General features: G+C 45.6%; 24 protein-coding genes. 7 read left to right on the plus strand and 17 right to left on the minus strand.

From position 1 onward, the window contains the following. Positions 1-207: 207 nt before the first annotated feature. The 3 genes from MLD56_RS21415 to MLD56_RS21425 all read right to left on the minus strand — a co-directional run bounded on the left by MLD56_RS21415 (position 208) and on the right by MLD56_RS21425 (position 1,737). Positions 208-549: a YflT domain-containing protein gene (locus MLD56_RS21415; RefSeq protein WP_023990277.1), complete on the minus strand. Its 342-nt coding sequence runs from the start codon at positions 547-549 to the stop codon at positions 208-210. A gap of 96 nt (positions 550-645) precedes the next feature. Further along, positions 646-1,164, minus strand: a complete 519-nt coding sequence (locus tag MLD56_RS21420; protein ID WP_029517168.1) for a hypothetical protein — start codon at positions 1,162-1,164, stop codon at positions 646-648. Positions 1,165-1,215: 51 nt separating this feature from the next. Then, complete coding sequence (locus MLD56_RS21425; RefSeq protein ID WP_029517167.1) at positions 1,216-1,737, minus strand: DUF948 domain-containing protein; 522 nt, start codon at positions 1,735-1,737, stop codon at positions 1,216-1,218. A gap of 260 nt (positions 1,738-1,997) precedes the next feature. On the opposite strand from MLD56_RS21425, the gene MLD56_RS21430 reads away from it, so the two are divergent. After that, positions 1,998-2,165, plus strand: coding sequence for a DUF1328 domain-containing protein (locus tag MLD56_RS21430; RefSeq protein WP_029517166.1), 168 nt, complete (start codon positions 1,998-2,000; stop codon positions 2,163-2,165). 126 nt (positions 2,166-2,291) lie between these two features. On the opposite strand, the gene MLD56_RS21435 is transcribed toward MLD56_RS21430, so the two are convergent. Together MLD56_RS21435 and MLD56_RS21440 are read right to left on the minus strand one after the other, a co-directional pair. After that, entirely contained in the window at positions 2,292-3,458 is a 1,167-nt protein-coding gene (locus MLD56_RS21435) for a C40 family peptidase (RefSeq protein WP_029517165.1), read from the minus strand. A gap of 191 nt (positions 3,459-3,649) precedes the next feature. Further along, positions 3,650-4,519 (minus strand): cation diffusion facilitator family transporter, encoded by an 870-nt coding sequence (locus tag MLD56_RS21440; RefSeq protein ID WP_029517164.1) that lies wholly within the window; start codon positions 4,517-4,519, stop codon positions 3,650-3,652. Positions 4,520-4,973: 454 nt separating this feature from the next. Here MLD56_RS21440 and MLD56_RS21445 point away from each other — a divergent pair, with 454 nt between their 5' ends. Continuing rightward, the gene (locus MLD56_RS21445; protein ID WP_029517162.1) at positions 4,974-5,159 is read left to right on the plus strand and encodes a hypothetical protein; all 186 of its coding nucleotides are present in this window, start codon (positions 4,974-4,976) and stop codon (positions 5,157-5,159) included. 182 nt (positions 5,160-5,341) lie between these two features. Here MLD56_RS21445 and MLD56_RS21450 read toward each other — a convergent pair whose 3' ends face one another. The 8 genes from MLD56_RS21450 to isdC form a co-directional block, all read right to left on the minus strand. Continuing rightward, entirely contained in the window at positions 5,342-6,970 is a 1,629-nt protein-coding gene (locus MLD56_RS21450; protein WP_013311942.1) for an ABC-F family ATP-binding cassette domain-containing protein, read from the minus strand. 283 nt (positions 6,971-7,253) lie between these two features. Beyond that, positions 7,254-8,033 carry an ABC transporter ATP-binding protein gene (locus tag MLD56_RS21455; protein WP_029517161.1) on the minus strand — a complete coding sequence of 260 codons (780 nt, stop codon included), beginning with the start codon at positions 8,031-8,033 and terminating at the stop codon, positions 7,254-7,256. Then, complete coding sequence (locus tag MLD56_RS21460; RefSeq protein WP_241113419.1) at positions 8,023-9,006, minus strand: FecCD family ABC transporter permease; 984 nt, start codon at positions 9,004-9,006, stop codon at positions 8,023-8,025. Before MLD56_RS21460 ends, MLD56_RS21455 begins: the two co-directional genes overlap by 11 nt. A 14-nt stretch (positions 9,007-9,020) precedes the next feature. Next, entirely contained in the window at positions 9,021-9,980 is a 960-nt protein-coding gene (gene isdE / locus MLD56_RS21465) for a heme ABC transporter substrate-binding protein IsdE (protein WP_241113420.1), read from the minus strand. Between the two features lie 280 nt (positions 9,981-10,260). After that, positions 10,261-14,244, minus strand: a complete 3,984-nt coding sequence (locus MLD56_RS21470) for an NEAT domain-containing protein (protein ID WP_241113421.1) — start codon at positions 14,242-14,244, stop codon at positions 10,261-10,263. Between the two features lie 97 nt (positions 14,245-14,341). Next, a complete protein-coding gene (locus MLD56_RS21475; RefSeq protein WP_029519186.1) occupies positions 14,342-14,839 on the minus strand; it encodes an NEAT domain-containing protein in 498 nt (165 codons plus the stop codon). A 31-nt stretch (positions 14,840-14,870) separates the two neighbouring features. Beyond that, on the minus strand, positions 14,871-15,338 hold the full coding sequence (locus tag MLD56_RS21480) for an NEAT domain-containing protein (RefSeq protein ID WP_029519187.1): 468 nt from the start codon (positions 15,336-15,338) through the stop codon (positions 14,871-14,873). A gap of 72 nt (positions 15,339-15,410) precedes the next feature. Then, the gene (isdC, locus tag MLD56_RS21485; protein WP_029519188.1) at positions 15,411-15,926 is read right to left on the minus strand and encodes a heme uptake protein IsdC; all 516 of its coding nucleotides are present in this window, start codon (positions 15,924-15,926) and stop codon (positions 15,411-15,413) included. A 398-nt stretch (positions 15,927-16,324) separates the two neighbouring features. Between isdC and MLD56_RS21490 the strand changes: the two genes are divergently transcribed. Genes MLD56_RS21490 through isdG form a run of 4 tightly spaced genes read left to right on the plus strand, consistent with a single transcriptional unit; the run spans position 16,325 to position 19,453 of the window. Beyond that, positions 16,325-17,305, plus strand: a complete 981-nt coding sequence (locus MLD56_RS21490) for an ABC transporter substrate-binding protein (RefSeq protein ID WP_029519189.1) — start codon at positions 16,325-16,327, stop codon at positions 17,303-17,305. 9 nt (positions 17,306-17,314) lie between these two features. Further along, on the plus strand, positions 17,315-18,313 hold the full coding sequence (locus MLD56_RS21495; RefSeq protein WP_029519191.1) for a FecCD family ABC transporter permease: 999 nt from the start codon (positions 17,315-17,317) through the stop codon (positions 18,311-18,313). After that, complete coding sequence (locus MLD56_RS21500; protein WP_029519192.1) at positions 18,310-19,101, plus strand: ABC transporter ATP-binding protein; 792 nt, start codon at positions 18,310-18,312, stop codon at positions 19,099-19,101. The genes MLD56_RS21495 and MLD56_RS21500 overlap by 4 nt, the downstream gene beginning before the upstream one ends. A 1-nt stretch (position 19,102) precedes the next feature. Then, positions 19,103-19,453 (plus strand): heme oxygenase, encoded by a 351-nt coding sequence (gene isdG, locus MLD56_RS21505; RefSeq protein WP_029519194.1) that lies wholly within the window; start codon positions 19,103-19,105, stop codon positions 19,451-19,453. A 121-nt stretch (positions 19,454-19,574) separates the two neighbouring features. Here the strand turns inward: isdG and MLD56_RS21510 are convergent, their stop codons facing one another. From MLD56_RS21510 to MLD56_RS21520, 4 genes are all read right to left on the minus strand, one after another. Continuing rightward, positions 19,575-20,585, minus strand: coding sequence for an MBL fold metallo-hydrolase (locus tag MLD56_RS21510; protein WP_029519196.1), 1,011 nt, complete (start codon positions 20,583-20,585; stop codon positions 19,575-19,577). A 211-nt stretch (positions 20,586-20,796) separates the two neighbouring features. Beyond that, positions 20,797-20,907: a cytochrome bd oxidase small subunit CydS family protein gene (gene cydS, locus MLD56_RS26170; protein WP_007432143.1), complete on the minus strand. Its 111-nt coding sequence runs from the start codon at positions 20,905-20,907 to the stop codon at positions 20,797-20,799. Between the two features lie 6 nt (positions 20,908-20,913). Continuing rightward, positions 20,914-21,945, minus strand: coding sequence for a cytochrome d ubiquinol oxidase subunit II (locus MLD56_RS21515; protein ID WP_029519198.1), 1,032 nt, complete (start codon positions 21,943-21,945; stop codon positions 20,914-20,916). After that, a complete protein-coding gene (locus MLD56_RS21520) occupies positions 21,942-23,288 on the minus strand; it encodes a cytochrome ubiquinol oxidase subunit I (RefSeq protein WP_029519199.1) in 1,347 nt (448 codons plus the stop codon). The genes MLD56_RS21515 and MLD56_RS21520 overlap by 4 nt, the downstream gene beginning before the upstream one ends. A gap of 351 nt (positions 23,289-23,639) precedes the next feature. Here MLD56_RS21520 and MLD56_RS21525 point away from each other — a divergent pair, with 351 nt between their 5' ends. Then, on the plus strand, positions 23,640-24,194 hold the full coding sequence (locus MLD56_RS21525; RefSeq protein ID WP_029519201.1) for a MarR family winged helix-turn-helix transcriptional regulator: 555 nt from the start codon (positions 23,640-23,642) through the stop codon (positions 24,192-24,194). Positions 24,195-24,249: the final 55 nt, after the last annotated feature.

The following is a 24,249-nucleotide window of genomic DNA, read 5'->3' on the forward strand; positions in this document are numbered from 1 at the left end:
ATTATACTATACCTACTTAAACGGCAACACCCTTGTTGATTAGTAGTAGTGTTTCCGTAAGAAGGCATTCCAAAAACATAGATAAGGAATGAGGCTGAACCCCATTCCTTATCTATGTTTTTGGAGGACCCGCGAAACACTTGTGCTGCGGTCAACTTCCTCTTTTTCGAATCTAATGTCACGCTGCTCTTATAGTGAACAGCGATATCACGCTTTTTTAGCAATGACCAGCACTTTCCCCTGATCCAGTTCTTTTTCATAAAAGTCAGCTTCCGTATCTGTAAATCCCAAGGAAGTAATTTTAGCGCGAAGCTCATCGCCGCGGGAACGGAACAAGTTGGCTAATGAATCGAAAACGCCCTCTTCCTTAATCCCGATTTCCTTGGCATCCACCGTATCGGCAATACGATCTGTCCGATCCTGATCATGAGCGAGCACGAACACATCCTCATAACGATAGCCTGTGTTACGCAACTCATTTACTGCTTCAACGGCTTGTACACCGTTATCTACCACTTTGGCATAAGATTTATGATTGGTCTGATTCATGTTTCTCACGCTCCTTTAAGGATTGACTTCTCTGACTATTACACTTCACATATCCATTTGAAACTTCCATGTTATGTCATGCCTTAAAAAAATCAATTACCATTCCGTTTCATCAAAAAACTCAACATACTTAGGTTTATCAGACGTCTCATCCATAAACACTTTGATTGCACGTTGTCCGCGTACATATACCTCTCCGTCTTCCGCCGTGAATTGCGAGCCACCCAGCGCCTGATCGAGCGTTTTCCGTTGCAGCGGCAGCCACTTATCATTCACCTTGATTCGACCGGCAGCAGGATCTACATGCACATAAGAAACGACGTCCTCACGCATACCTACCACAACATCTGGATATTGGTATTCTGTAGAAAGCAGCAACTTATCCTTTTTGACTCGCTGTGGCTTGCCCAGCTTTTTCAATACATCAGCACGTGTATCATCCAAAGATATGCCATTTAAGGTATGAAAATCTGCTGGTACAGCATGTGGAGCGGGTATCGTCTGCACAGTCCTAACCACATGTCCCGCTATTTGCGGGGAAACGGTTTGCTGAACCGTATCCTGTCCGGAAAAGGGAGTGAGCAAACCAGCAGCTAGTAATAACGTCTTCATCATAAATCTCACCCTTTCAATGAATTTCCTGTAGTTTACGGTTCAGCCACTATGCTACTGACGCATTTTCTGCCACACCCCAGCAGCGATGTCTACATAACCCAACCAGTTTTTACCTGGCTTGGCCGCAGGCTCCTCATAAGTCGCATTGTAGCTCTGAACCGTCCGCTCCGTTGCGGTCAAAGGTCTATTCGATGTCGTTGCCTTGATCGCGTTATCCGTTCTGGAAGTATTACTCGCAGCGCTATGCGATTTCTGAAACCGTGTCATTAACGCTGTTGAAGCCTGCTTGGCAGCCAACGTCACTTCGCTGAGTACCTCCCCCAAATTTCTAACCGATTCCATCACTGGCTCCACTTGCTTCAATTTATGATCAACATCTGCGGTGATGTCATTCGCATGTCGAACCGTTTGTTTTACTTCATAACTCAGTTCATCAATCGTTTTTTGTACATCCTGCAAGGTTTGAGTCACCTTATCCAAAGAGCCTTGTGCTGCTTTCAACGTTTTAATGAGGAAAATAACGAGAACTGCAAATGCGATAGCAATAATAAAAATGCTGACCTGTGTTAACATAGCGTAACCTCTCTTTCGTCTTTCACGATGATGTTTATGATTACTGCATAGTTACCCTTTAGATTCAGACACGAAACAACGTCCAGGCTGGCTTCTTCTCCGCTCCAAACGTTATGATTCACGGACTCTCACACCGTTTAAAACAACGTATAACGATGGCACAGACACGAATATTCTATAGAAGTCTCCATCATCTGCAACCATGCTCTATCGGGGCGTGAGTATGCCACATTATATACAATTAAAGGAGGATACAGAACATGCTAAAATGGTCCGCTTTATTCTTAATTTTTGCTGTGATCGCCGGTATCTTAGGTTTTTTTGGTATCGTCGTGTCCGTAGCTGCTACAATCGCTAAAATATTATTTGTGATATTTCTGGTGTTGTTCGTCATTTCACTCTTCACCAGAAGAAAACGGGTTTCATAGTTATCGGATGCTAGCTGCACAAAAGCAATATTCTAAATGTCTATAAAAAAAGGATGTTCCCACCCTGGTCAACAGGGCTGTGGAACATCCTTTTTTGATGCAGCTTTTTAACAGTTAGCGGCGCTTTTATTGAATCACGCTGCCCCCAAACAGGAAACGGTCCTGCCAAGGCTTGCTGAAATCCGTAACTTTTACACCGCCACCCGCTACAGAAAACGTATGGAGAAGCTTGTTGTCTCCCAAATATACAGCTACGTGTGTAATCGTTTGGGAGGAGTTATCCAAGGACGTGTACGCCCCGGAAGATGCATTATAATTTGTAAAGAAGAGCAAATCGCCACGCTTCAGCGTAGTCATGTCCGTATTCGGCTGACTGTTTTGCTTGATCCACTCACCCTGTGAACGAGAATCTGCCGGAAGCTGGATACCTACAGCCTGACGGAAAATTTGACGGGTAAATGCCGAGCAATCAAAAGTAGCCGTACTGCTACGATCCGAACCATATTCATATGGAGTTCCGAGATAAGTCATCCCCGTGTTAATAACCTGCTCTATTGCAGCCGCTGCATCACCGGAAAATATGTTCATAGTTGACGCAGGAGAGGCTGTCACAGGTATTGCAGTAGTATCAGGAGTGGTTGTCACCGGAGCAGACACAGGCTGCTGCACAACAACGCCCTCACCAATACGAATATACTGTGGAGACGAGCTGACGTAACCCACCGTACCACCAGCATTGGTAACCTTGAACCAATAGGCATTACTTGGATCGGTAATCGTAACGACATCCCCTGCATTCAAATAGCCCAAGACCTCGGAAGAAGTGGATGCCTCCGCCCGCAAACGAACGGACGTTTGAATCGTAGCTTTCGTTTGACCGGCAGAACTATTCACTGAGGCCACAGCCTCTTTAGCTGAAACATTTTTAACTGACTCTGTGGCTTCCGATTTACGAGTGGTAGACGGGGTGACAGCAGCAGCGACGCTGGTAGCGCCAACTTTTATGTACTTGTCGGAGCTGCTAGTGTATCCGGTTACTCCATCAGAAGTCTTGATCTTATACCAATAGCTGTTGGTTTTCTCCAATACCGTTACGGCCTCTCCCTGCTTCATAAAGCTGACTACATCCCCTGTAGTCGAAGGACCGGATCTAAGCTTTACAGCCGCCTGAATAACCGCCTTCTGTCCCGTGGATGCTGTTGATGCCGCTGCGTCAACCTGACCCGGCGCCACATGAATTGCTGTCAACAGCGCGGCTGACGTCATGAGCATTCCCATCACGCGTCTTCTCAATGTTGCACCTCCTGGCTGTTTTTACGAATTTGAAGAGCATATCCAATTCCGACGAATATAGCCGGACATGCCTTCATTATAGTAAAAGCAGCAGGAAGAGAGATATAATCCAAACGTCACAAAAGGAAGCGTATACGCCTTTTACATATAGGTCTAAAGTCACTTTTAATACTAACTATTTAATAATTAATCTATAATTTGGGTTCTACATGGACATGGACATGCATCGTATTATGAACCTCTTGTAGGCGCTCCTCAATCCGGTCGCTGATCCGATGCCCTTCAATCAGGCTGAGTTGCGGATTCACCTCAATGACCACATCCACTAGTGCATGATTGCCGTGTACACGTGCCTTAACGTCCCGAATCCCCTCTACTCCAGGTATACGGGCAATCGTACTTCGTAAGTCAGACAGTTCTTGCTCATCAAATCCATCGGTCAAGCTGTGTGTGGAATCCTTAAAAATATCCCACGCTGTTTTGCAAATGATACATCCTACCGCGATCGCAGCTACAGTATCCAGCCAGGGTAGCCCGAACTGTGCGCCGATAATGCCAACTGCTGCCCCAACACTGACAAGTGCATCCGATAGATTATCCTTGGCCGCTGCCAGCAAAGCCTTATTGTTAATTTGCCGTGCCAGCCTGTTATTGTACAAGTACACTCCCAGCATAATCACGGCACAAATCACAGCTACACCCGCGGAGGTGATATCCGGTATTTGCTTTCCGCCCTTGAAAATGCTGCCGATCCCATCAATAAGCACCTGCAAACCGACGACAGCCATAATAAAGGACGCCAGCAGCGCCGCGATCGTTTCTGCCCGAAAATGTCCATAGGCATGGTCAGAGTCCGGTGGCTTTTGGGAAATTCTCAGTCCAACCAGTACAGCAACCGACACTACAATATCGGTGACATTATTGAAGCCATCCGCCCGCAATGCGCTAGAAGCAAATATATACCCGCTAATCAGCTTAAAGGCGGACAGCAAGAGATAAGCAGCAATGCTTACCCACGCCCCACGCTCACCTTTTCGGATTTCATCATAGACATTTACCACAACGTAGGACACTCCTTCAAATATATAGTTCCCAGCAGAACGACCTCACCGGGCCCAAAAATAAAAATAGCAGCATCGCTGCCTTGAACCCTCAACATTAACTTTTCAAACAAGCAGCGTAGCTATCCTGAAAATAACAATTCACCTTTGGGTAACTGTTATTTTCAGGATAGCAGACGAACTTTGTGTGGGTCTAGAGAAACAGTCTTTCCGCTCTGCATCGCTGTAGGAACAACGAAAAAGTATTGCCAGGCCCCATTCCTGTAGGTTACACAAAACATTTTTTCCTTCACACAAAAAACAGACGTTTTCTCTCCCGCCCCACCCCAGATGGGTGTTATCATTGTTGCCCTTGTCCCTTCTTTTAAAAACGTATAAAATGAGGACACAGCCGCGTTTTTCTTCAATCCAACATGATTGACATGAATCTGGCGGCAACAGGAGGAATTTATTCATGAGCGATGCCAATGAACCACGTAAAGTTAATCTCGCAGATGCCATTCGGGAAAAGCTGGCACAAAAAAAACAGCAGTCCGGCGCTTCACAGCAGGGCGGCTTTCAAGGCGGTTCCACCAAAACACTTAAAAGCCAAAATACGAAGAAGCCGAACAACCAACGCCGTCGTACAGGCGGATCATAAGCCACCTCATAGCCTTTATAGGGTACCAAAGGTCTGGCGAGGTCTATCTTACCTCACGGCCAGAGCCAGGTAAGCTATGGGCATGGCACAAAAACGAAAAAGAGGAGTCTCCCTGCCATCTCAATGGCCTAAAGGAGCTCCTCTTTCGTTTATCTAGTTGTTGAAGATAGCCGGTTGGAATTTTAGCCGATTTCTACCGGATACATACGTTCACGCAATTTCGCGATTTCTTCATTTTCCAAGTATTCATCATAGCTCATCGTACGGTCGATTACGCCGTTTGGTGTAATTTCCACAATGCGGTTCGCAATCGTTTGAATAAACTGATGGTCATGAGATGTGAACAATATAGTACCGTCAAAATCAATCAGACCATTGTTCAGCGCTGTAATGGACTCCAAATCCAAGTGGTTGGTCGGTTCTTCCAGCAACAGCACATTGGCACCGTTCAGCATCATTTTCGCCAGCATACAGCGAACCTTTTCGCCCCCGGACAGTACACTTGCTTTCTTAAGTGCTTCTTCACCAGAGAAAAGCATACGTCCCAAGAAGCCACGCAGGAACGTTTCGTCCTGATCCTTGGAATATTGACGGAGCCATTCCACAAGATTCATGTCCACACCTTCAAAATAGGTGGAATTATCTTTCGGGAAATAAGCTTGGCTAGTTGTAATCCCCCAAGAAAATTCTCCGCTGTCTGCTTCAATCTCGTTCATCAATACTTGGAAGAGCGTCGATTTAGGCAAACCGTTCGGCCCAACAAACGCGATTTTATCGCCTTTGTTCACAACCAGACTGAACTCATTCAGCACTTGCTCGCCTTCAACGGTTTTACTGAGGCGGTCTACTGTCAAGAGTTGTTTGCCTGCTTCGCGTTCAGGCTTGAAGTTCAGGAAAGGATATTTACGGTTCGATGGACGGATGTCGTCCAGCGTAATTTTATCCAGTTGTTTTTTACGTGAAGTAGCTTGTTTGGACTTGGAAGCATTCGCGGAAAAGCGCTGAATAAAGGCTTGCAGTTCCTTGATCTTCTCTTCCTTTTTCTTGTTGGCATCACGCGTCAAGGCAAGCGCAAGCTGGCTGGACTCATACCAGAAGTCGTAGTTGCCGACGTACATCTGGATTTTGCCAAAATCGATATCCGCAATATGCGTACATACCTTGTTCAGGAAGTGACGATCATGGGATACGACGATGACGGTGCCTTCATAGTCCATCAAGAAATTTTCCAGCCATTGAATGGATTCGAGGTCCAAATGGTTGGTAGGCTCATCAAGCAGCAAATTGTTCGGACGACCAAACAACGCTTGAGCCAGGAGAACACGTACCTTGTCATTACCACTCAGCTCAGACATGTTCTTGTCATGCAGGTCGCGAGGAATACCAAGACCGATCAGCAAGGAAGCTGCATCCGGCTCAGCATCCCAACCGTTCAGCTCCGCAAATTCGCCTTCCAGTTCACCGGCACGCAGGCCGTCTGCTTCAGTAAATTCTGTTTTGGCATACAGCGCATCTTTTTCCTTCATGATTTCATACAGACGCGTATGACCCATAATAACGGTTTCCAGAACCGGGAATTCATCGTATTCATAATGGTTCTGCTTGAGCACTGCCATCCGTTCGCCCGGTGTCATGTGAACCTCGCCTGAATTGGCTTCGATTTCACCGGAAAGAATTTTCAAAAAAGTGGATTTGCCCGCGCCATTCGCCCCAATCAGGCCGTAGCAGTTCCCAGGAGTAAATTTGATATTTACGTCTTCAAAAAGTGGGCGTTTCCCATAACGAAGCGTTACGCCGCTTGTACTGATCATATAAGCATACCATCCTTATCATTAGTTAAGTGCTAAACACAAAATTACCGACGGCAATAGTATAACACACAAAAGATCGGATTCGAACCGTAGTATAAGCATAACCGTCCCTGAATCTCATCCAATATCTTATAAATAAAATAAAAAATGCTTCTGTCTCCACGGTTGTCACCTGACAAAACACATGGACCAGAGCCATTTTCATGTTTTAATTTCGTTGAAATGCCGTGAGGACAAACGCGTTATTCAGTCGCAGCAATAATGTTCCGTATGCTTGTAAATGTCAGGAAGCCCCGACTCCTATCGGAATGAGATACATGCCCGCTTCATCATCCTGTTTGATTACGACCTCCACATCATAAACTGCCTGGATCAGTTCAGATGTAACGACCTCTGTAGGTGGGCCGTTCGCTATAATACGCCCTTCCTTCATGGCAATCATTACATCGCTATACCGAATAGCCTGATTGATATCATGCAGCACCATCACGATTGTCAGTCCATGTTCCTGGTTTAACTGCCGAATGAGCTCTAAAATTTCAAGCTGGTAGTACATATCCAAATAGGTGGTCGGCTCATCCAAAAATAAAATGGGAGTCCGCTGTGCCAAGGCCATTGCAATCCATACACGCTGCCGTTCTCCTCCTGAGAGTTGATCCAACGTGCGAGTTCTACGTTCGTTCAGGTTAGTACAGGCTATCGCCCACTCGATCGCCTCCTCATCCTCGTCACGCCTCGCTGTGAACATGTTCTTATGCGGCAACCTGCCGAAGCTTACGAGCTTTTCTACAGTCAGGTCGGAAGGTGCCTCGTTCTGCTGATGGACTACCGCCAATTGACGGGCCAGCTCCTTGGGCTTGTAGTGGGCTATCTCCTTGCCGTCCAGAATCACCTGTCCCAAGCGGGGAACAGCATTGTTGGACATCACGCTGAGCAGCGTCGATTTGCCGCATCCGTTGGGACCAATAATGGTCGTAATCCGTCCCGACTCAATAACAGCATGAATAGCGTGCAGACGATCTGTTTTCCGATCATATGAGAAGGTTATATCCTTAATGTCCATAGCTGCGATCCGCCTTTCTGATCAGGAATATCAGGAACGGCCCGCCAATGACGGCCATAATAATAGAAGCCGGGATTTCATTGGGAGCAAGCACCGTCCGCCCCAGAGTATCCGCGAGCAGCAGCAACAAGCCACCGCATAAGGCTGAAAATGGAATCAACCACTTATGATCCGAGCCAACTAGGTAGCGGGCACAATGCGGAACGAGCAGGCCGATAAAGGCAATCACTCCTGCGATGGCTGTAGCCGTTGCTGCAAGCAGCACTGCAATCACAGAAATCAAAAGTCGTGCGCGTGTTACATTGAATCCCAGATTTTTAGCTGTTTTATCTTGAAGGGACAAGAAATTGCACCAAGAGAACACGAGCATGGCCAAAATTAGTCCAATCCCGCCATAGGTCACAATAACCTCGACATCTACCCATTTTTTCATAGACAAGGTTGAAGTAGTAACCTGGTTAATGCTGGTGACCGCATAACTGCCTCGATAATTAAATGACTGACCTAAACCAGAAAAAATGGCATTCACAGCTACCCCGATCAGAATGAGACGAATCGGATGCAAGCCGGATCTCCATGAAAATCCATAAACCATTAAACAAGCTATCGCACCGCCAATAAATGAAAAGAACGGCATCCAGAAATAAAGCATTGGAAAGACCGTCACCGCAATCAGCGAGATCAATGCTGCTCCCGAAGAAATGCCGATAACTCCGGCATCTGCCAGCGGGTTTTTCATAACAGCTTGCAGCAAGACACCCGCCACTGCAAGTGCTGCACCTGCCATCACGGCTACGATAATTCTCGGTAGTCTCAGGTCCTTGACCACATTCACCTGATCATCTGTACCTGTCCACAATCCGGTGACCAACTGACTCAAATCCACCTTGAGACTACCTGTCATCGCTGAATATAACATGACGCCGACGAGCAAGACCATTACAACAATAAGACTCCAACCTTTTTTGGACATGTCATCAGCTTCCTTTAATTCGAAGGATACAGCATTTTCATCAGCTCATCTAGCGCCGAGTTTGCCGCTAGATTCCCTGTTGTGCCAAACAACGGTTCAGGCAGATCATAGACATGCCCATTTTTCACAGCGTTGAAATGCTTCCAGATATCGTTGGTTTTGAACTCTTCATCGAACATTTTCACTACTTCATCCGGCATCCCGTGTGCAGCGCGCAAAATGATATCAGGGTTGGATTGCTGCAAGGCTTCGGTATTGTGGGCAATGAACTCCACCTTCTCGCCCTGAACCACATTTGTTCCGCCTGCAATTTTAACCAGATCCCCAATATAGGAATGCTCGGTAGCCACCAGATAGCTTCCCGGTACTCCCAGCAAAATCAATACTTTAGGAGATTTCTTTCCTTTGATCTTTTGTTGAATTTCGGCTACTTTGGCATCCAAAGCTCCATTAATCTCTTTAGCCTTTTCGGCTTTGCCAAACGTGTCTCCCAGCTTTTGAATTTCTTTTTGCATATTCGCGAGACTTTCAAAATTCAAAAATTCGGCATTGATTTTCAAATCTTTAAATTTAGGCTCCAGATCATATTTCAGTGTCGTCACCGACAGTACATCCGTCGGCTTCAATGACATCACTTTTTCCATATCAGGGCTCATCGGATTACCCACATCAGGCACATCCTTGTAACGGTCAGGCAGCACTTTCGTGCTTGTCGGCTTACCTGCCAAATCCAAACCCAGCGCATCCGTGATTTCCGCAATGGCTACCGTAGTCGCCACAATACGAGGAGCTTGAGCTTTACCGTCAGACGACTTTCCGTTTGCATCAGATGTTGCCGTTGATTTCGAACCATCGCTCTGATTCTGTCCAGCCTGTCCTCCTCCCGAACATCCGGCCAGCAACAAGATCACGATGCCGATTAACATATACAAACAAAACGATCTTCCTTGAGCCCATGCTATATATCGTTTCATGAAAATCCAGTCACCTCAATTCAAAATATAGAACTGCATTAGGAACCCTAACTTTTCGGGTATCAGGATTTAGCAAAATTCGATTCCAGTCGCTCCAAAGTGCAATATATAGACGAACTAGACTGTTTGATCTACATATTGTTCACTAGAAGTCGCTTATTGGATTTTTGCAAATTCCTCGGGTATGTAAATGCTGACAAGTCTTGACGCCGAGGCACCAAGACTTGCTCGCATACAAACTTTGCTGTTATTCGGGCTTCATTGACGTCACAACCTGAGGCTACTTCGCTTTCAGGCTTGCTTCATCAAATTGGAACTGAACTGTATACCAGTGATCATACGGCACTCCGCCAAGAACCAAGCCAGGCACAATAACGTGTGTGTAAGCACTGATTTTCTGGGACAAGTCCCCTACCTCGAATTGAACGACACGTGTATCGCCGGATGTCGAGATCACTTCTACATCTTTCAGGGTACCGTTTTGCTCCACTTGTAGAGTTGGCATCCAAGAGCTATTTTTCAAAGTCACTTGGATATAGCGCTTGTCTCCCTTTTCAATCAGTGTGGCTGGCTTGTCGAGATAACCGTCCATAACGGAAGCTTCACTCGTTTTGTCTTTAAATACGTTGTAATTAATCGTGTATTGCTTCTCGGAAGCCATTTGAACCGGTTGCTCAACTACTGGTTTGGTTTCAGCTACAGATGCAGTTGTTTCTGCTGCCTTGTCCGTAGAAGCTACTATCGGTTCAGTAGGGGTTACGGTTGTAGCTGTATTAACTCCCTCACCTTTAAGCGATGCACGGTCAAATTGAATCTGACCGCCGAATTTCTCATTTAGAATGTATTTCTCAGGCAGATATACCTGTGTGTACACACTCAACTTTTTATCCAGATCAGGTACTTCGAACGCAATCGTGTGCGTGTCACCTTTAGTGTCCGAACCCATAATCGTCGGATTGGCATAACGACCTTCAAAATCCGTTTGGAATAGCTTCAAAGCCTGGTTGTCCGTAACGGTTACATGAGCCTGAACCTTGCCATTTTTCACAATCAACTTCGCTAGACTCTGCACAAAAGGAGCCACTAGAGAATCCTTGTCTGTTCCGTTCGCCAGTACACGGAAGTTCGCAGTGTACTCTCCATCGGCCAAGTTATTTTTCCCCTGTTCTACTTCGTCTGCTTTGGTTTCGTTGTGATAAGATACATTGCTGGTATCGAATTTAAATTCAAAATCATATACCTTTTCTACTCGATCCTCCGCCTTGAAAACCATCGGAGCGCTACTTGCCACTTTAGGAGCTTCGTAGATAACCAGTTGGCCTTTTACATTGCTCTTAAAGTCACTTACGCTAAAACGAACGTGCTTCGTATTGCTTGCTGCATCTTCCTGGGTCACTTCTGCATCTCGGTAGTCCCCGCTTGCGTTGTCCCAAATGCGCAGCGTCTTCACTTCATTGCTGTTTTGCAGCTTCAGACCTACAAACCGTTTGTCGCCTTCCACGACCAATTGCGCTGGTTCATTGGTGATGAAACGTTGAGCCGGAGATTCAGAACCTGTAATACCATCTGGCAGCACAATGCTGAATTTCAATGCATATTTACCATTGGCAAGCTTGTCGAAATCCAATTTAACGATAGGATCAGCCGCCCCTGAAGAGGTAGGCTCAACAAAGCTTCGAATGGTAGCAGGCTCGAATTGGAACTGCACATCATACACGTGATCATATGGGATGCCACTCAAATCCAATCCAGGTACGATGACATGCGTGTTCACTGTCACTTTATCCGACAGATTTGGCACTTCAAATTGTACTGTTCTTGTATTTGCGGAGCTCGATTGATCGACAACCTGAGCCTCTGCACCATTTACTTTGAACGTTTTGATCCAGCTGCTCTTGTCCATTTTGATCTGAATGATATTTTTACCAGACTGTTTTAACAGTGTGGCTGGCTTTTGCATATATCCATCCATCACAGATATTTCATTGCTTCCGTTTTTGAGTACGGAGAAATCAATGCTGTATCTGCCATTTTCAACTGGGGTTGTGGTTCCGTTATCCGGTCCTTTAGCTGTAATGCTGCTGCGGTCAAATTGCAGACGAAGCTTATGATCCATCTCATAAACCCCACCTGGATAGGTCGTGCTCACATGTACCTGTGCATTCAGAATAGCGTCCAAATCCGCCACTTTGAATTTCACAACACGTGTATTAGCATTCCTGTCCTCACTAACGATATCTGCATCCGTAAGTGTCCCGCTTTGTTCTGTTTTAAACTCTGTCACGGTGGTGCTGTCTTTGATGGTAAAGGAGGCTTCATACTTGCCTTTTGATACCGTCAGTGTGGCCGGAGACAATAAATATTGCGCCATGGCCGATTTTTGATCTTTGATTGCGTGCAGCGCATCGAAGTTGATTGAATACGTTCCATCAGCTAAATTCTTTCCGGGCGTGCCTGGTGTGCCTGGCGTCCCAGGATCAACCGGGGTTGTTGCCGCTCCTAATTGAAGATCGACATCATAGGTTTCTACATAGTTCAGCTCAGGCCAGTTGATGCTTACCCATGCATTCAGTTTGGCAGGCACTTCCTTAACCTCAAATTCGATAACACGTGTATTCGCCGTTTGATCTTCACTTACTACGGTCGTGTTGGTCAATACTCCATTTTGTTCTACTTTAAAGCCGTCAATTTGTTTGCTGTTTTTCAAAGTGAACTGTACATATTTCTTGCCTTTACGTTCAACCAGAGTACCCGGTTTTTCTGTATATCCATCCATCATAGACTTTTCACTTGAACCGTCTTTTAACAGCGTGAAGTCCAGATTTGACGTTACTGGAGTTGAACCGTTGTCCGTTCCCGAGATACTGTTTTTATCGAACTGAAGACGAAGTTTATGGTCCATCTCATAAACCCCACCTGGATAGGTCGTGCTCACATGTACCTGCGCATTCAAAATCGCGTCCAAATCCGCTACTTTGAATTTCACAATACGTGTATTGGCGGTCTTGTCCACACTTACAATATCTGCATCCGTCAACGTTCCATTTTGTTCAGTTTTGAATTCCGTCACTGTAGTGCTGTCTTTAATGGTGAAGGAAACTTCTTTTTGTCCCTTCGCTACCGTCAAAGTTGCCGGAGACAACAGATACTGTGCCATGGCTGATGGCTGATCTTTTGTGGCGTGCAGGGTATTAAAATTAATAGAATACGTTCCATCCGCCAAATCTGATGGGGCGGGTGCAGAAGACATCTGAAGATCTACATTATAAGTATGCACGTAGCCCAGCTCAGGCCAGTTGATGCTCACCCATGCGTTGAGCTTGGCAGGCAGTTCTTTCACTTCAAACTCGATCACTCGTGTATTCGCAGTTTGATCTTCACTTACAACAGAAGTGTCGGTTAACACCCCATTTTGCTCTACCTTAAAACCATCAATCTGTTTGCTGTTCTTTAATGTAAACTGGGCATATTGTTTACCTCCACGCTCAATTAGTGAGCCTGGTTTCTCCGTATACCCATCCATCATAGACTTTTCATTGGTTCCATCTTTCAAAAGGGTAAAGTCCAAATCAGAAAGTTTTTCTCCTGCATTAGGAGGCGTCACCGGTGGTGTTACAGGTGGAACCGTTGGATTCTCCGTTGAGTTTTTAAGTCTCAAGCTGGAAGGATCAAACTCAATCCATTCCTTCACCGAACGATCTGGATCGGTATCTACATACCACGGAGAACTGCTATTAAATCCAAACTCCGTATTTACATTTTGATGAAAATCATAAACATCGAAGCTTACAGTCCCGGAAGCTTTCCCAGAATCCACCTCTATTTTTGCGGGAACTGTTTCCCCGTTTTGTTCTACTAAAAATTTCGATAGCCCTTGAGTTTCCGCAAACTTAAATGAAAAATGGTATTTTCCATCCTTAATGATCAAATCTCCAGGATAGGTATAGTTTGTTTTGAAACTCGAATCTCTGGTGCTACCGCTGACTGTCTTTCTTAAAGGTTTGTAATCAATCAGGTATTCTCCATCTGCATAGGTCGCATCTGTGGTAGTTACAGCATTGGTAGGCTCAGCATATGTGCTGGGTACTTCTACCGGCATCTCATAAGTAGCATAAGTAGCACTAGTGACTGTAGTGCTTGAATCAGTCAAATTTTGGGAAGTGGAATCAACTTCAGGGGTTGCTCCTACGTATGGTGAAAATAAAGAAAACAACATTAGAATAGCAGCGAATGTCGTAATGTATTTGTTAAATCGGCTTTTCAAGGTGATGTATCCCCCTACTTAAAATATACTCATTTGGAGCATTGAAAGTAAGCTCCAATGAGTATTCAATTCAAAATTATATTTTCAAAAAGAAGCCTTAGATATCGCTGTCGTCGAATTGGAATTGAACAACATAGTCGTGATCGTATGGAATACCACCAGTGTATTCTGCAGGCACACTTACATGCAGTTTAACGTTCAATTTTTGAGACGAGCTAGTTACAGGGAATTCGACTATTCTTGTATCCCCTGATGTGCTTACCACAGTCGCATTCACATACTGACCGTTTTGCTGAGTTTTGAATTCAGTAACCCATGCACTCTTGGTAATAGCTACTCGCACTTTATATTGACCATTCGTAACAATCAGTGTGGCTGGTTTTTTCACATAACCGTTTGTATCCATGTAAGATGGCTGAGTGGTTCCATCTTTATAAACGGTATAAGGCAATTGATACGTCCCATTAGGCAAAGCCGCATTCGCCTTATTGGCAGAAAATGGAGCTAGTACCACAAAAACAAGCGCTGCCATCAGTACAGTAAGCATTACTTTTTTCAAAGACAATTTTTCCATACGATTCATAATCATGTTCATGTTCTTAATCTCCTTTACGTTTTATTTTGGATTAGATTTCGTCGAATTGCAGTTGTACATCATACTTGCCTGTGTAGCCGATTACTGGGATTGTGATTTCAGCGTAAGCATTCACTTTTGCATTCAGATCAGCAACTTCGAATTCCACTACACGAGTGTTGCTAGCAGTATCTGTGCTTACTACAGTCGCATCTTGCAGAACGCCATTTTGCTCTACTTTGAACGTTGTAATCAGATTGCTACTTTTCACAGTCAGACGAACGACATTTTTGCCGTTAGCTACCGTAACCTGAGCAGGCTTCGTCAGGTAGCTATCCAATCGAGAAGTCTCATTGGTTTGATCCTTCAGAACGGTGTAGTCTACGTTGTACGTGCCGTCGGCTGCTGCCGCTTTAGCTGAGAATGGAGCAACAAGTGCAAAAACAAGCGCTGTCATGATCAATGCTACGAATACCTTCTTAAAAGAAAATTGCTCAAAGCGATTCATTACCATATTCATATCTACACACACTCCTCCATTTTCTATGCTTGAATTTGTGTTGATTTTATGAACGATAGAGATGGCTTGAATTTACTTCTTGGAAGATTTAGTTGATTTTGCTGACTGGACGGCTGCTACTTTTTTGGCACTTTTGGAATCAAAAGCGAAGCGGATCGTATAGTCATGATCGTAGTTATACGCAGGGACAGTAACATGGATTTTAGAGATTAGCGGGCTGTTCACACTCGTAATTGGAAATTGTACGGTGCGGGTATCGGTTTTGGCATCCTTATGGATGACCTTGGTATCGATGATTTTGCCTTTGTAATCTACTTTAAACCCGGTTGTCCATTCGCTATGATTCAGCTTAATTTGCATGGTCATATGACCTTTTTTCACATACAACTTAGCTGGTTTTTCAAAATAATCATTAGCCATGGACACCGAGTCATTTTCTGCCTTGAGGATATTGTATTTGAGCGTGTATGTACCATCCGCCAATTTTGGAGAAGCCGTAGCGGCTCCTACAGATGACGAAGTTGGCCAAAAGCTCAGCACACTCACCAGCAGAAACACAGCAATAATTGCAGAATACCCCTTCTTCATTTTGACAGCAGTCCCTCCCCACGAGAATAAACTAATTGATTATCATTCTCAATTGGTAATTTAAAAAAAATAGCTCTTTTCGAGCTTGTCTCCCCACCTCTCTATTCCATAATTTCGCAAAATAAAGTAAACCCATCACCAATATATCTTACACTTTTCGAAAATGTCAATATGTATTTGCGTGTACGAAATCCCTTGATATATGCTATTTTTTAAGAAAAATTTGTAGTTCCTTCTTCTTTAATTCGAATATATCCCTTTTATTTTTAGTTCAAAATTTATTTAAAAATTTTGTTTTTTTAATTGACATTGCCCAGTGATATTCATTATCATTCTCTTATATATAATTGAAAATGATTATCATTATTGTTTAACTCGAAAATTGCAGGAGGAATAACATGAAATCTTATATGTTGTGGTCGTCCGCAGTGCTTTTATTGGCAGTTACCGGATGTAGTAATGGTGCCCCGACCACAGATCATAAACCAACCAGTGCCTCCGTATCTGCCACTTCTGGCACGACAAGCAGTGCAGCCATCCAAGTTACTGATTTTTCAAAACGGACGTTGGCGTTTCAAAAGGTTCCTCAACATATCGTTGCGCTCAGCAATGGCGATCTGGATATTATATACGCATTGGGCGGGACAGCCGTAGGAAGACCCAACTCCAATGGACCTGTCGTCGTACCTGCTGCTGAGAACGTTCAGCAAATAGGCTCCACTCATGAAGTAGATTTGGAGAAAATTACGATGCTCAAACCGGATGTCGTGCTAGGCAATTATCCTATGAATGAAAAAGACATTCCAGCCATTGAAGGAGTAGGTTCACAGCTGCTGCTGACTAGTGCCAATTCAGTTCAGGATATCCAGACACAAATTACACTGTTCGGACAATTACTACAAAAGCAAGCCGGGGCCGTAAAGCTGAACCAGCAAATTGACCAACAAGTAACCAAGCTACAAAAGGAAACCGCTTCTGCCTCCAAACCGAAGGTATTGCTCGTCTACGGAGCCCCGGCTACGTACATGGCGGCACTACCGAATTCACTGAGTGGAAACATTCTGGAAGCTGCGGGTGGCTCTAACATCGCCGCTGATTTTCCGGGCCTGCAAAATTTCCCACAATATGCGCAGCTGAACACAGAACGCATCATACAGGCTGACCCTGACTACATCTTCATCATGACTCATGGCAATACAGAAGATGTTAAAACTGCATTTATAAAGGAAATGCAGGAAAATGCAGCTTGGAACGGAATCCGAGCAGTCAAAAACAATCAGGTCGAGGTTTTACCTTCAGATCTGTTCGGTACGAATCCGGGCACACGGGTCACTAAAGCGCTGGATTTGATGCATCAAAAGCTGTATCCGGCGAAATAGGCGATGGCAATGAACAAACTACAGCGCGCCAGAAGACGCACCATCGCCTGGATTACCCTTCCGATTCTACTGCTGACCGTCTCTGTGTACGGTCTGGCCTACGGTTCGGTGTCGATTCCACTTCAAGAAATCAATCATGTTTTGCTACATAATGATGAATCTACATATCGCACGATCCTGATGGATCTCCGGCTACCCAGAGTATTAGTAGGTTTACTGGTAGGAGCTTGTCTTGCAGCTTCCGGAGCCCTTCTTCAAGGTGTCATGAAAAATCCATTGGCTGACCCTGGCATTATTGGTGTATCGGCTGGAGGTGGACTGGCCGCCGTCATTACGATGGTGATGCTTCCCCAGCTTAGCTACCTTCTTCCGATAACCGCCTTTTTGGGAGCCTTTCTGAGCGCAATCGTCATTTATCTGCTGGCTTGGGACCGAGGGGCGTCGCCTGTCAAAATTGTGCTGGCTGGCGTTGCGATCAATGCGCTGCTGGGCGCACTCACCAACGGCGTAATGGTCATGTTCAGCGACCGCGTACAGGCCGTTCTTCCTTGGCTATCCGGCGGATTAAACGGAAGAAGCTGGCATCATCTGGAGTTCATGGCGCCTTACGCCATCATTGGATTAATCGCCTCTTTCTTTGCGATTAAACCTGCTAATTTACTGCTACTGGGCGACGATTCAGCACAGCTGCTGGGCCAGCGAGTAGAGCTTCAACGTATGCTCATTATCCTGCTTTCTGCCCTGCTGGCCGGTACAGCAGTCAGTGTAGCCGGGTTGATCGGCTTTGTAGGACTGGTCGTTCCCCATGTCATACGGCTGCTAATCGGGGAAGATTATCGTTTCCTCCTTCCCCTTTCCATTGTGGGCGGCGGAACGCTGGTTGTTCTCGCAGATACGGTGGCGCGATCCTGGTTTGACCCGATTGAACTGCCTGTAGGTATTTTGCTGGCCGTCATTGGGGCACCGTTCTTCTTAATCTTACTCAAGAAACGGGGGAATTTCGGATGACAGCCATTCAGGGTGAGCATATCTCCTTACAACGTGGGTATTTCAAGCTGGTCGATGTGAATATCACCTTGCCTGCTGGTCAGCTCACCGCGATCGTCGGGCCGAACGGTTCAGGCAAATCCACGCTTTTGCGGATTATGACCCGGTTGCTCAAGCAGGATCAGGGTCAGGTTTCCGTATTGGGCAAGCCCGTGCAGGAATACAAGCGGCGTGATTTTGCCCAGACGATTACAATGCTACCGCAAATGAAGGATATGCTGCCGTTATTGACGGTCCGCGAGCTGGTCGCTTACGGAAGATCTCCTCATGCCAAGGGCTTGAAGGTACGCTATACCGGACAGGACCAGCAAATCGTGGACCATGTCATGAAGATCACGGGTATCCAGCCCTATGCGGATCGGATGTTCCATACTCTATCGGGAGGTGAACAACAAAAAGCGCGAATTGCAATGGCCTTGGCCCAACAAACGGGTATTCTTTTGCTCGATGAACCGACCACTTTTCTGGATATCGCCCACCAATTTGAAGTTATGGATATGCTGCGGCGTATCAATCACGAGTCCGGCTTGACGATTGTTATGGTACTACATGATTTGCAGCAAGCTGCGGCCTATTGTCATCATATGATTGCGCTTAAAAAGGGACGAATCACCGTTGCCGGCGAACCCCATGAGATTTTGACGTCTGCTTTTCTTCGCGACATTTATGAAATGAACGCTACCATCAAATTTGAGGATGGCTATCCGGTTATTATACCGACCATACCACATCATTCAGGAGGAATTTAATATGGTTATCGTAACAAATACATCTAAAATCACACCGGGCAATGCACATCTACTCATCGAAAGATTTAACAAAGAAGGAAAAGTTGAAAAAATGGAAGGCTTTCTCGGTCTGGAAGTGCTGCTGACTGAAAACACGGAGGATTATGAGGAAGTAACGATCAGTACACGATGGAAAGAAAAAGAGAACTTCCAAGGCTGGACGAAAAGCGAAGCTTTCCGCGAATCCCATAGCCATCGTCAAATTCCGGACTATATTATTGAAAATAAAATCACGTTCTATGAAGTTAAAATCGTTCGTCATCCCATCGCCAACAGCGATTCCTCTTTGGCAAGTGATTCCGAAGCAGTTTAACCCTGCATTATAGCTAAAAACCAAAAAAGGCGGCTCGGCAGGCAAAGTTAATTGTCTGCCGAGCCGCTTTGTTTATCAGGATTTTGCAAAATCCTCTTATATAAGGATGATGTCGAATCTCTCAGATTGTAGTTGAACAGCGACGTCCAATTTTCAGCGTCTCTCCGTGCCCTAGAACATGAATGCGTTCCTTCGCAATACCCATACGCTCACGCTCCGCTTCGAGACGATCCAGCGCCTCTCTTGGCGTATCATCCGCTAGTTTGAAGGCTCCGTAGTGCATCGGAATCATCTGATCTGCGCCGCAATCTACAAACCCTTGCAATGCCTCCTCCGGTGTCACGTGCTGCGAGGTCATGAACCATTCCGGTTCATACGCGCCAATCGGCATAAAGGTCAGGTCAATGGCAAAGCGCTCGCCAATCTCCTTAAACCCACGAAAATATCCAGTGTCTCCCACAAAATACAACGTCGGTGTATGCTCTGAATCTGTATTCGAATGAGGATGAGATTCCGTGACGGACGTGGCAGAGCCAATCACCTGCTGTTCACTTTGCAGAACGTATCCACCCCAATGCGAAGTGTTCGTATCAAACGGCGTGCGTCGTGTCCAATGCTGGGCTGGAACAAATGTAAATCGTACCCCTCCTACCGTAAAATGCTCCCACCATTGCAGCTCATGACAGTTACGAAAACCTTTGCGGATCATTTTTGCCTTTAACCCTGTGGGTACAAGCATCAGCGTATTTGCACGATATAATTTCCGTAAGGATTCTAAATGTAAATGATCATAGTGTGAATGAGACAGCAGAATGATGTCTAGTGGTGGTACATCCTGGATGCGAATGCCGGGCGGGGCCAACCTTTTATCAAAAGCCATACGCTCTGCCCACACCGGATCGGTGATGATATTCAGCCCAAGATACTGGATGAAAAAGGTGGAATGTCCCACCCAGGTGGCTGTCGCCATCTCCCGATTGCTATGCAGAAACTCCAGCTCCGGGGGATGGTTTGGCACAACGAACGTATAATCCTTTATTTTGCTGCGTCGCTCTTGCCGCCATTGTCTGAATTGCTTGATGGTTTTATCGGTATTTACATGATCCATATTGTTAAAGCGAACTTTGGGCATGATGCAGCTCCCTCCCTGATGAACCCGTTCTCCAAAAAACGCAGCGGTTCAATTTAACTATATATTGTCATTCGAGTGTGAACATAAAATGATGCAACATCCTGATCTATGTAAAGTATAATTCAATCACGTCTGTAAAGGAAATTCTGCGATAATACAGCAAAAACAGACCTCCCGGATCAATCAGGAAGGCCTGTTCCACCTGTTGTTGTCAATCTTGTGGATTTTTAAAGCGTGCCGAATAAATAAACAAAAACACAATCGCCACGACGATAATGATAGGTGACTCATACATAATCGTAAAATGCTCGAAAGCAGCCACTCTAACTCACCCTTTCTTCCCTTCATGTCCGCGCACATATTTTGCATCGAACAGAAACAATCTTAATATCAGGATCAGCGAAGGGATCAGCACCAGCAGACCCGCAACAAACGCCGTAATCAACGCATACGCCATCGTAGAATTTGTAAAGCTGTCGTAGACATTAATGTAGGGATACAGAACATACGGGAGATGCGAGCGGCCGTAGCCATACCAGGCAAATGCAAATTGCAGCATCACCAATATGAACGAAACCCCTAGATGCCGCCGCTGCCATACCAGATAAACTGCTCCCGCAAAGCATATGAAGGATGCGACAAACATCCAGGCTATGTTCAGCATATTGGTAAAATGATCTGGATTTTGTTTGTTAATCTGAAAAAATGCGAGCAGACTCGCAACAATCGTTGGACCGCTCCAAAGCAGTGCATATCCTCGTACGATTTCAAAAGCGACCTTGTCTCCTGCCCTTTTGGCATAATAGGCCAAAAACATCGCCGAGATATACAGTACGCTTACCAACGCCAGAAAAATAACCGCCCACGTGTAGGGATTGCTTAATAGCTGCCCCCATTGCAGGTGCACACCTGTACTGTTCTCCACAATAATGCCGCCTTCCGATATAGCGAGGACCGTCGACAGTGCTGCCGGAATCAGTAACCCTGTCGCACCGTACAACGCCATGTAGACGATATTATTGGTGCCGGAATGCCCATACGTATTGTATGCATAATACACTCCCCGGATGGCGAGAAGTACAATCGCAATACTGCCGGGAACGAGTAACGCCGTACCATAGTAATATGCCGCATCCGGGAAGAACCCGTTTAATCCCACCACAAAAAAGATGAGAAATACGTTTGTTACCTCCCACACCGGGGATAGATACCGTTGAATAATATTGTGGATTTTGTTCTGGTGGCCTGTTAACACACTGTAAAAGCTGAAAAACCCTGCACCAAAATCAATAGATGCTATAAGCAAATATCCGAACAGGAACGTCCACAAAATGGCGATGCCTACAATTTCATAGCTCACTTACCATCAGCCCCTTCCAGGCCGAGCTGTCTTATCTCTTCCACCGCATCCTTATTGCGAAATAGCTTGCTGAGTACCTTAATGGCCGAGAAGCACAACACCAGATACAAAATAACAAACAACACCAGCATCCACCCAACACTCGTAGAAGTGGTTGCTGCTTCGGACACCTTCATATATCCGCGTAAAATCCACGGCTGTCTACCGACCTCCGCGAACATCCATCCGAGCTCAATAGCTACCATCGCCATTGGCCCCACCAGAATGAGCGCCAACAGCAGCCATCTGGGGTATGGTTTGCGACCTGGCAAACGCTTGCGGATCAGATACAACAGCGGAATGACGAGAATCAGCACCCCTGTGGTGATTTTGAGGTCAAACATATAATGGATAGACAGGGGCGGACGCTCATCTACGGGATAATCATTTAATCCCTTGACCTCCGTACTGGGCAGGTTCCCGGCCAACACACTAAGTGCATAAGGCACTTTCAGGGCATATTTGATTTCACCGTTCTTATCCATGTATCCGCCATATACGAAGGGCGCGTGCGTCATCGTATCAAAATGCCATTCGGCGGCGGCCAGCTTCTCCGGCTGATATTTGGCCAGAAATTTACCGGATGCATCTCCAATCATCACTGTACTGATGGCAAACACAATGGTACAGGTGGCAGTGAGCTTCAGCGCCTTTTTAAAATAAGCGTGATTACGTCCCCGCAGCATACTGTAAGCAGCCAGTCCCATCAGCGCCCCAGCGCTCAATGTATACGAGGAAGCCAGTACATGAGAAACTTTGGTCGGCGTAGCCGGATTTAGCATGGCCTCGATGGGATGAATATTTGTCATGACTCCATTTTTGAGTGTAAAGCCTTGAGGTTGGTTCATGAACGAGTTCACAGTCGTAATAAAAACCGCTGATGCAGATGAGGCAATCGCTACCGGGATGAGCAGCATCAGGTGAAAATATTTGCTTTTAAACCGATCCCAAGTATACAAATAGATGCCCAGGAATATAGCTTCGATGAAAAAAGCAAACGTCTCCAAAAACAGGGGCAGTGCAATCGCTTGTCCAGCCACCCGCATAAAGGTGGGCCAAAGCAAGCTGAGCTGCAAACCAATGGCGGTACCTGTAACGACACCCACGGCAACGGTAATGACAAACCCTCGCGCCCACCGTCGGGCCAGCAGGGTATAATGCGGATCACCAGTTCGCAGCCCGCGCCATTCTGCTAGTGCAATCATTAAGGGTACGCCGACGCCGATAGATGCAAATACGATATGAACAAACAGGGTAATTCCGGTCAGCATCCGGCTTAGTAATACAGGGTCCAGTGAAGACAAATGGGTTTCACTCCTTCATTTCACATTTTAAACATCGCGGATCACTCTGGATTACCAACTAAGGAGTCAAGCGAGCTATGCTTTTAATTACGGCATATAGCATAATGGCCGCAATTACTATACATACAATAATGAGCGTTCTTTCCTGCTTGCGGAACATAGGAACGCCTCCTTCACTTATCTATTGGCGCATTTTGGTAACCTATTCACAGTTTGGTTCATTCTGTCGAGTTTTAACCCTGCTTCTGCATTGAATGTAGCAGTATTTCTTTTTAGATATTGTTTTATGCATTTCAATACGCTATATTGATATATAGTTAGATAACCTAATTATATGAAAAGAGTGAATGTATGCCACCAAAACAAAGTATGCGGGACACCGTCCAGCAACCTCTTCCCCGTCTGGGTCCAGAACCTTATCTGGAGCTAATGGATCAAACTGCTCTTGCAGAAACGAATCGACAACTCGCCCGTATTGGTCTCTTCTTGCTATGGACGGGTGATAATACGCTCGACGCAATAGATTTGGATCTAGCTGCTTATGGCCTGACAGAGAGTAAGCTAGATTTATTGTTGCTGTTGACACTACACCAATCCCAGGCTCAGATGAGCCCTTCAATGATTGCCGACCGTCTGGGAATTCGTCGTGCATCTGTTACATCTCTCCTAGACTGGACAGAGCAACGAGGCTGGATTATCAGAGAACATAATTCCTCAGATCGACGCAAAATTCATGTGCGCATTACAGAAGGGGGATCTCATCTTGTACAGCAAGTGCTTCCTGTATTTTGGTCTTCCTGTGCTTCTCTAGCGAGTATTTTGGAGCCTGAGGAGCAGGTCGTTTTTTCGCGGATTATAGAAAAAATCCATCATCATATGGAAAACAGATTGGGGGTGGGCAGATAAATTTTTTTTAAACATATAATTAGGTTACCTAATATATTTAATTTCGTGTATTACC

Source organism: Paenibacillus peoriae (genome assembly GCF_022531965.1).
GTDB lineage: Bacteria > Bacillota > Bacilli > Paenibacillales > Paenibacillaceae > Paenibacillus > Paenibacillus polymyxa_D.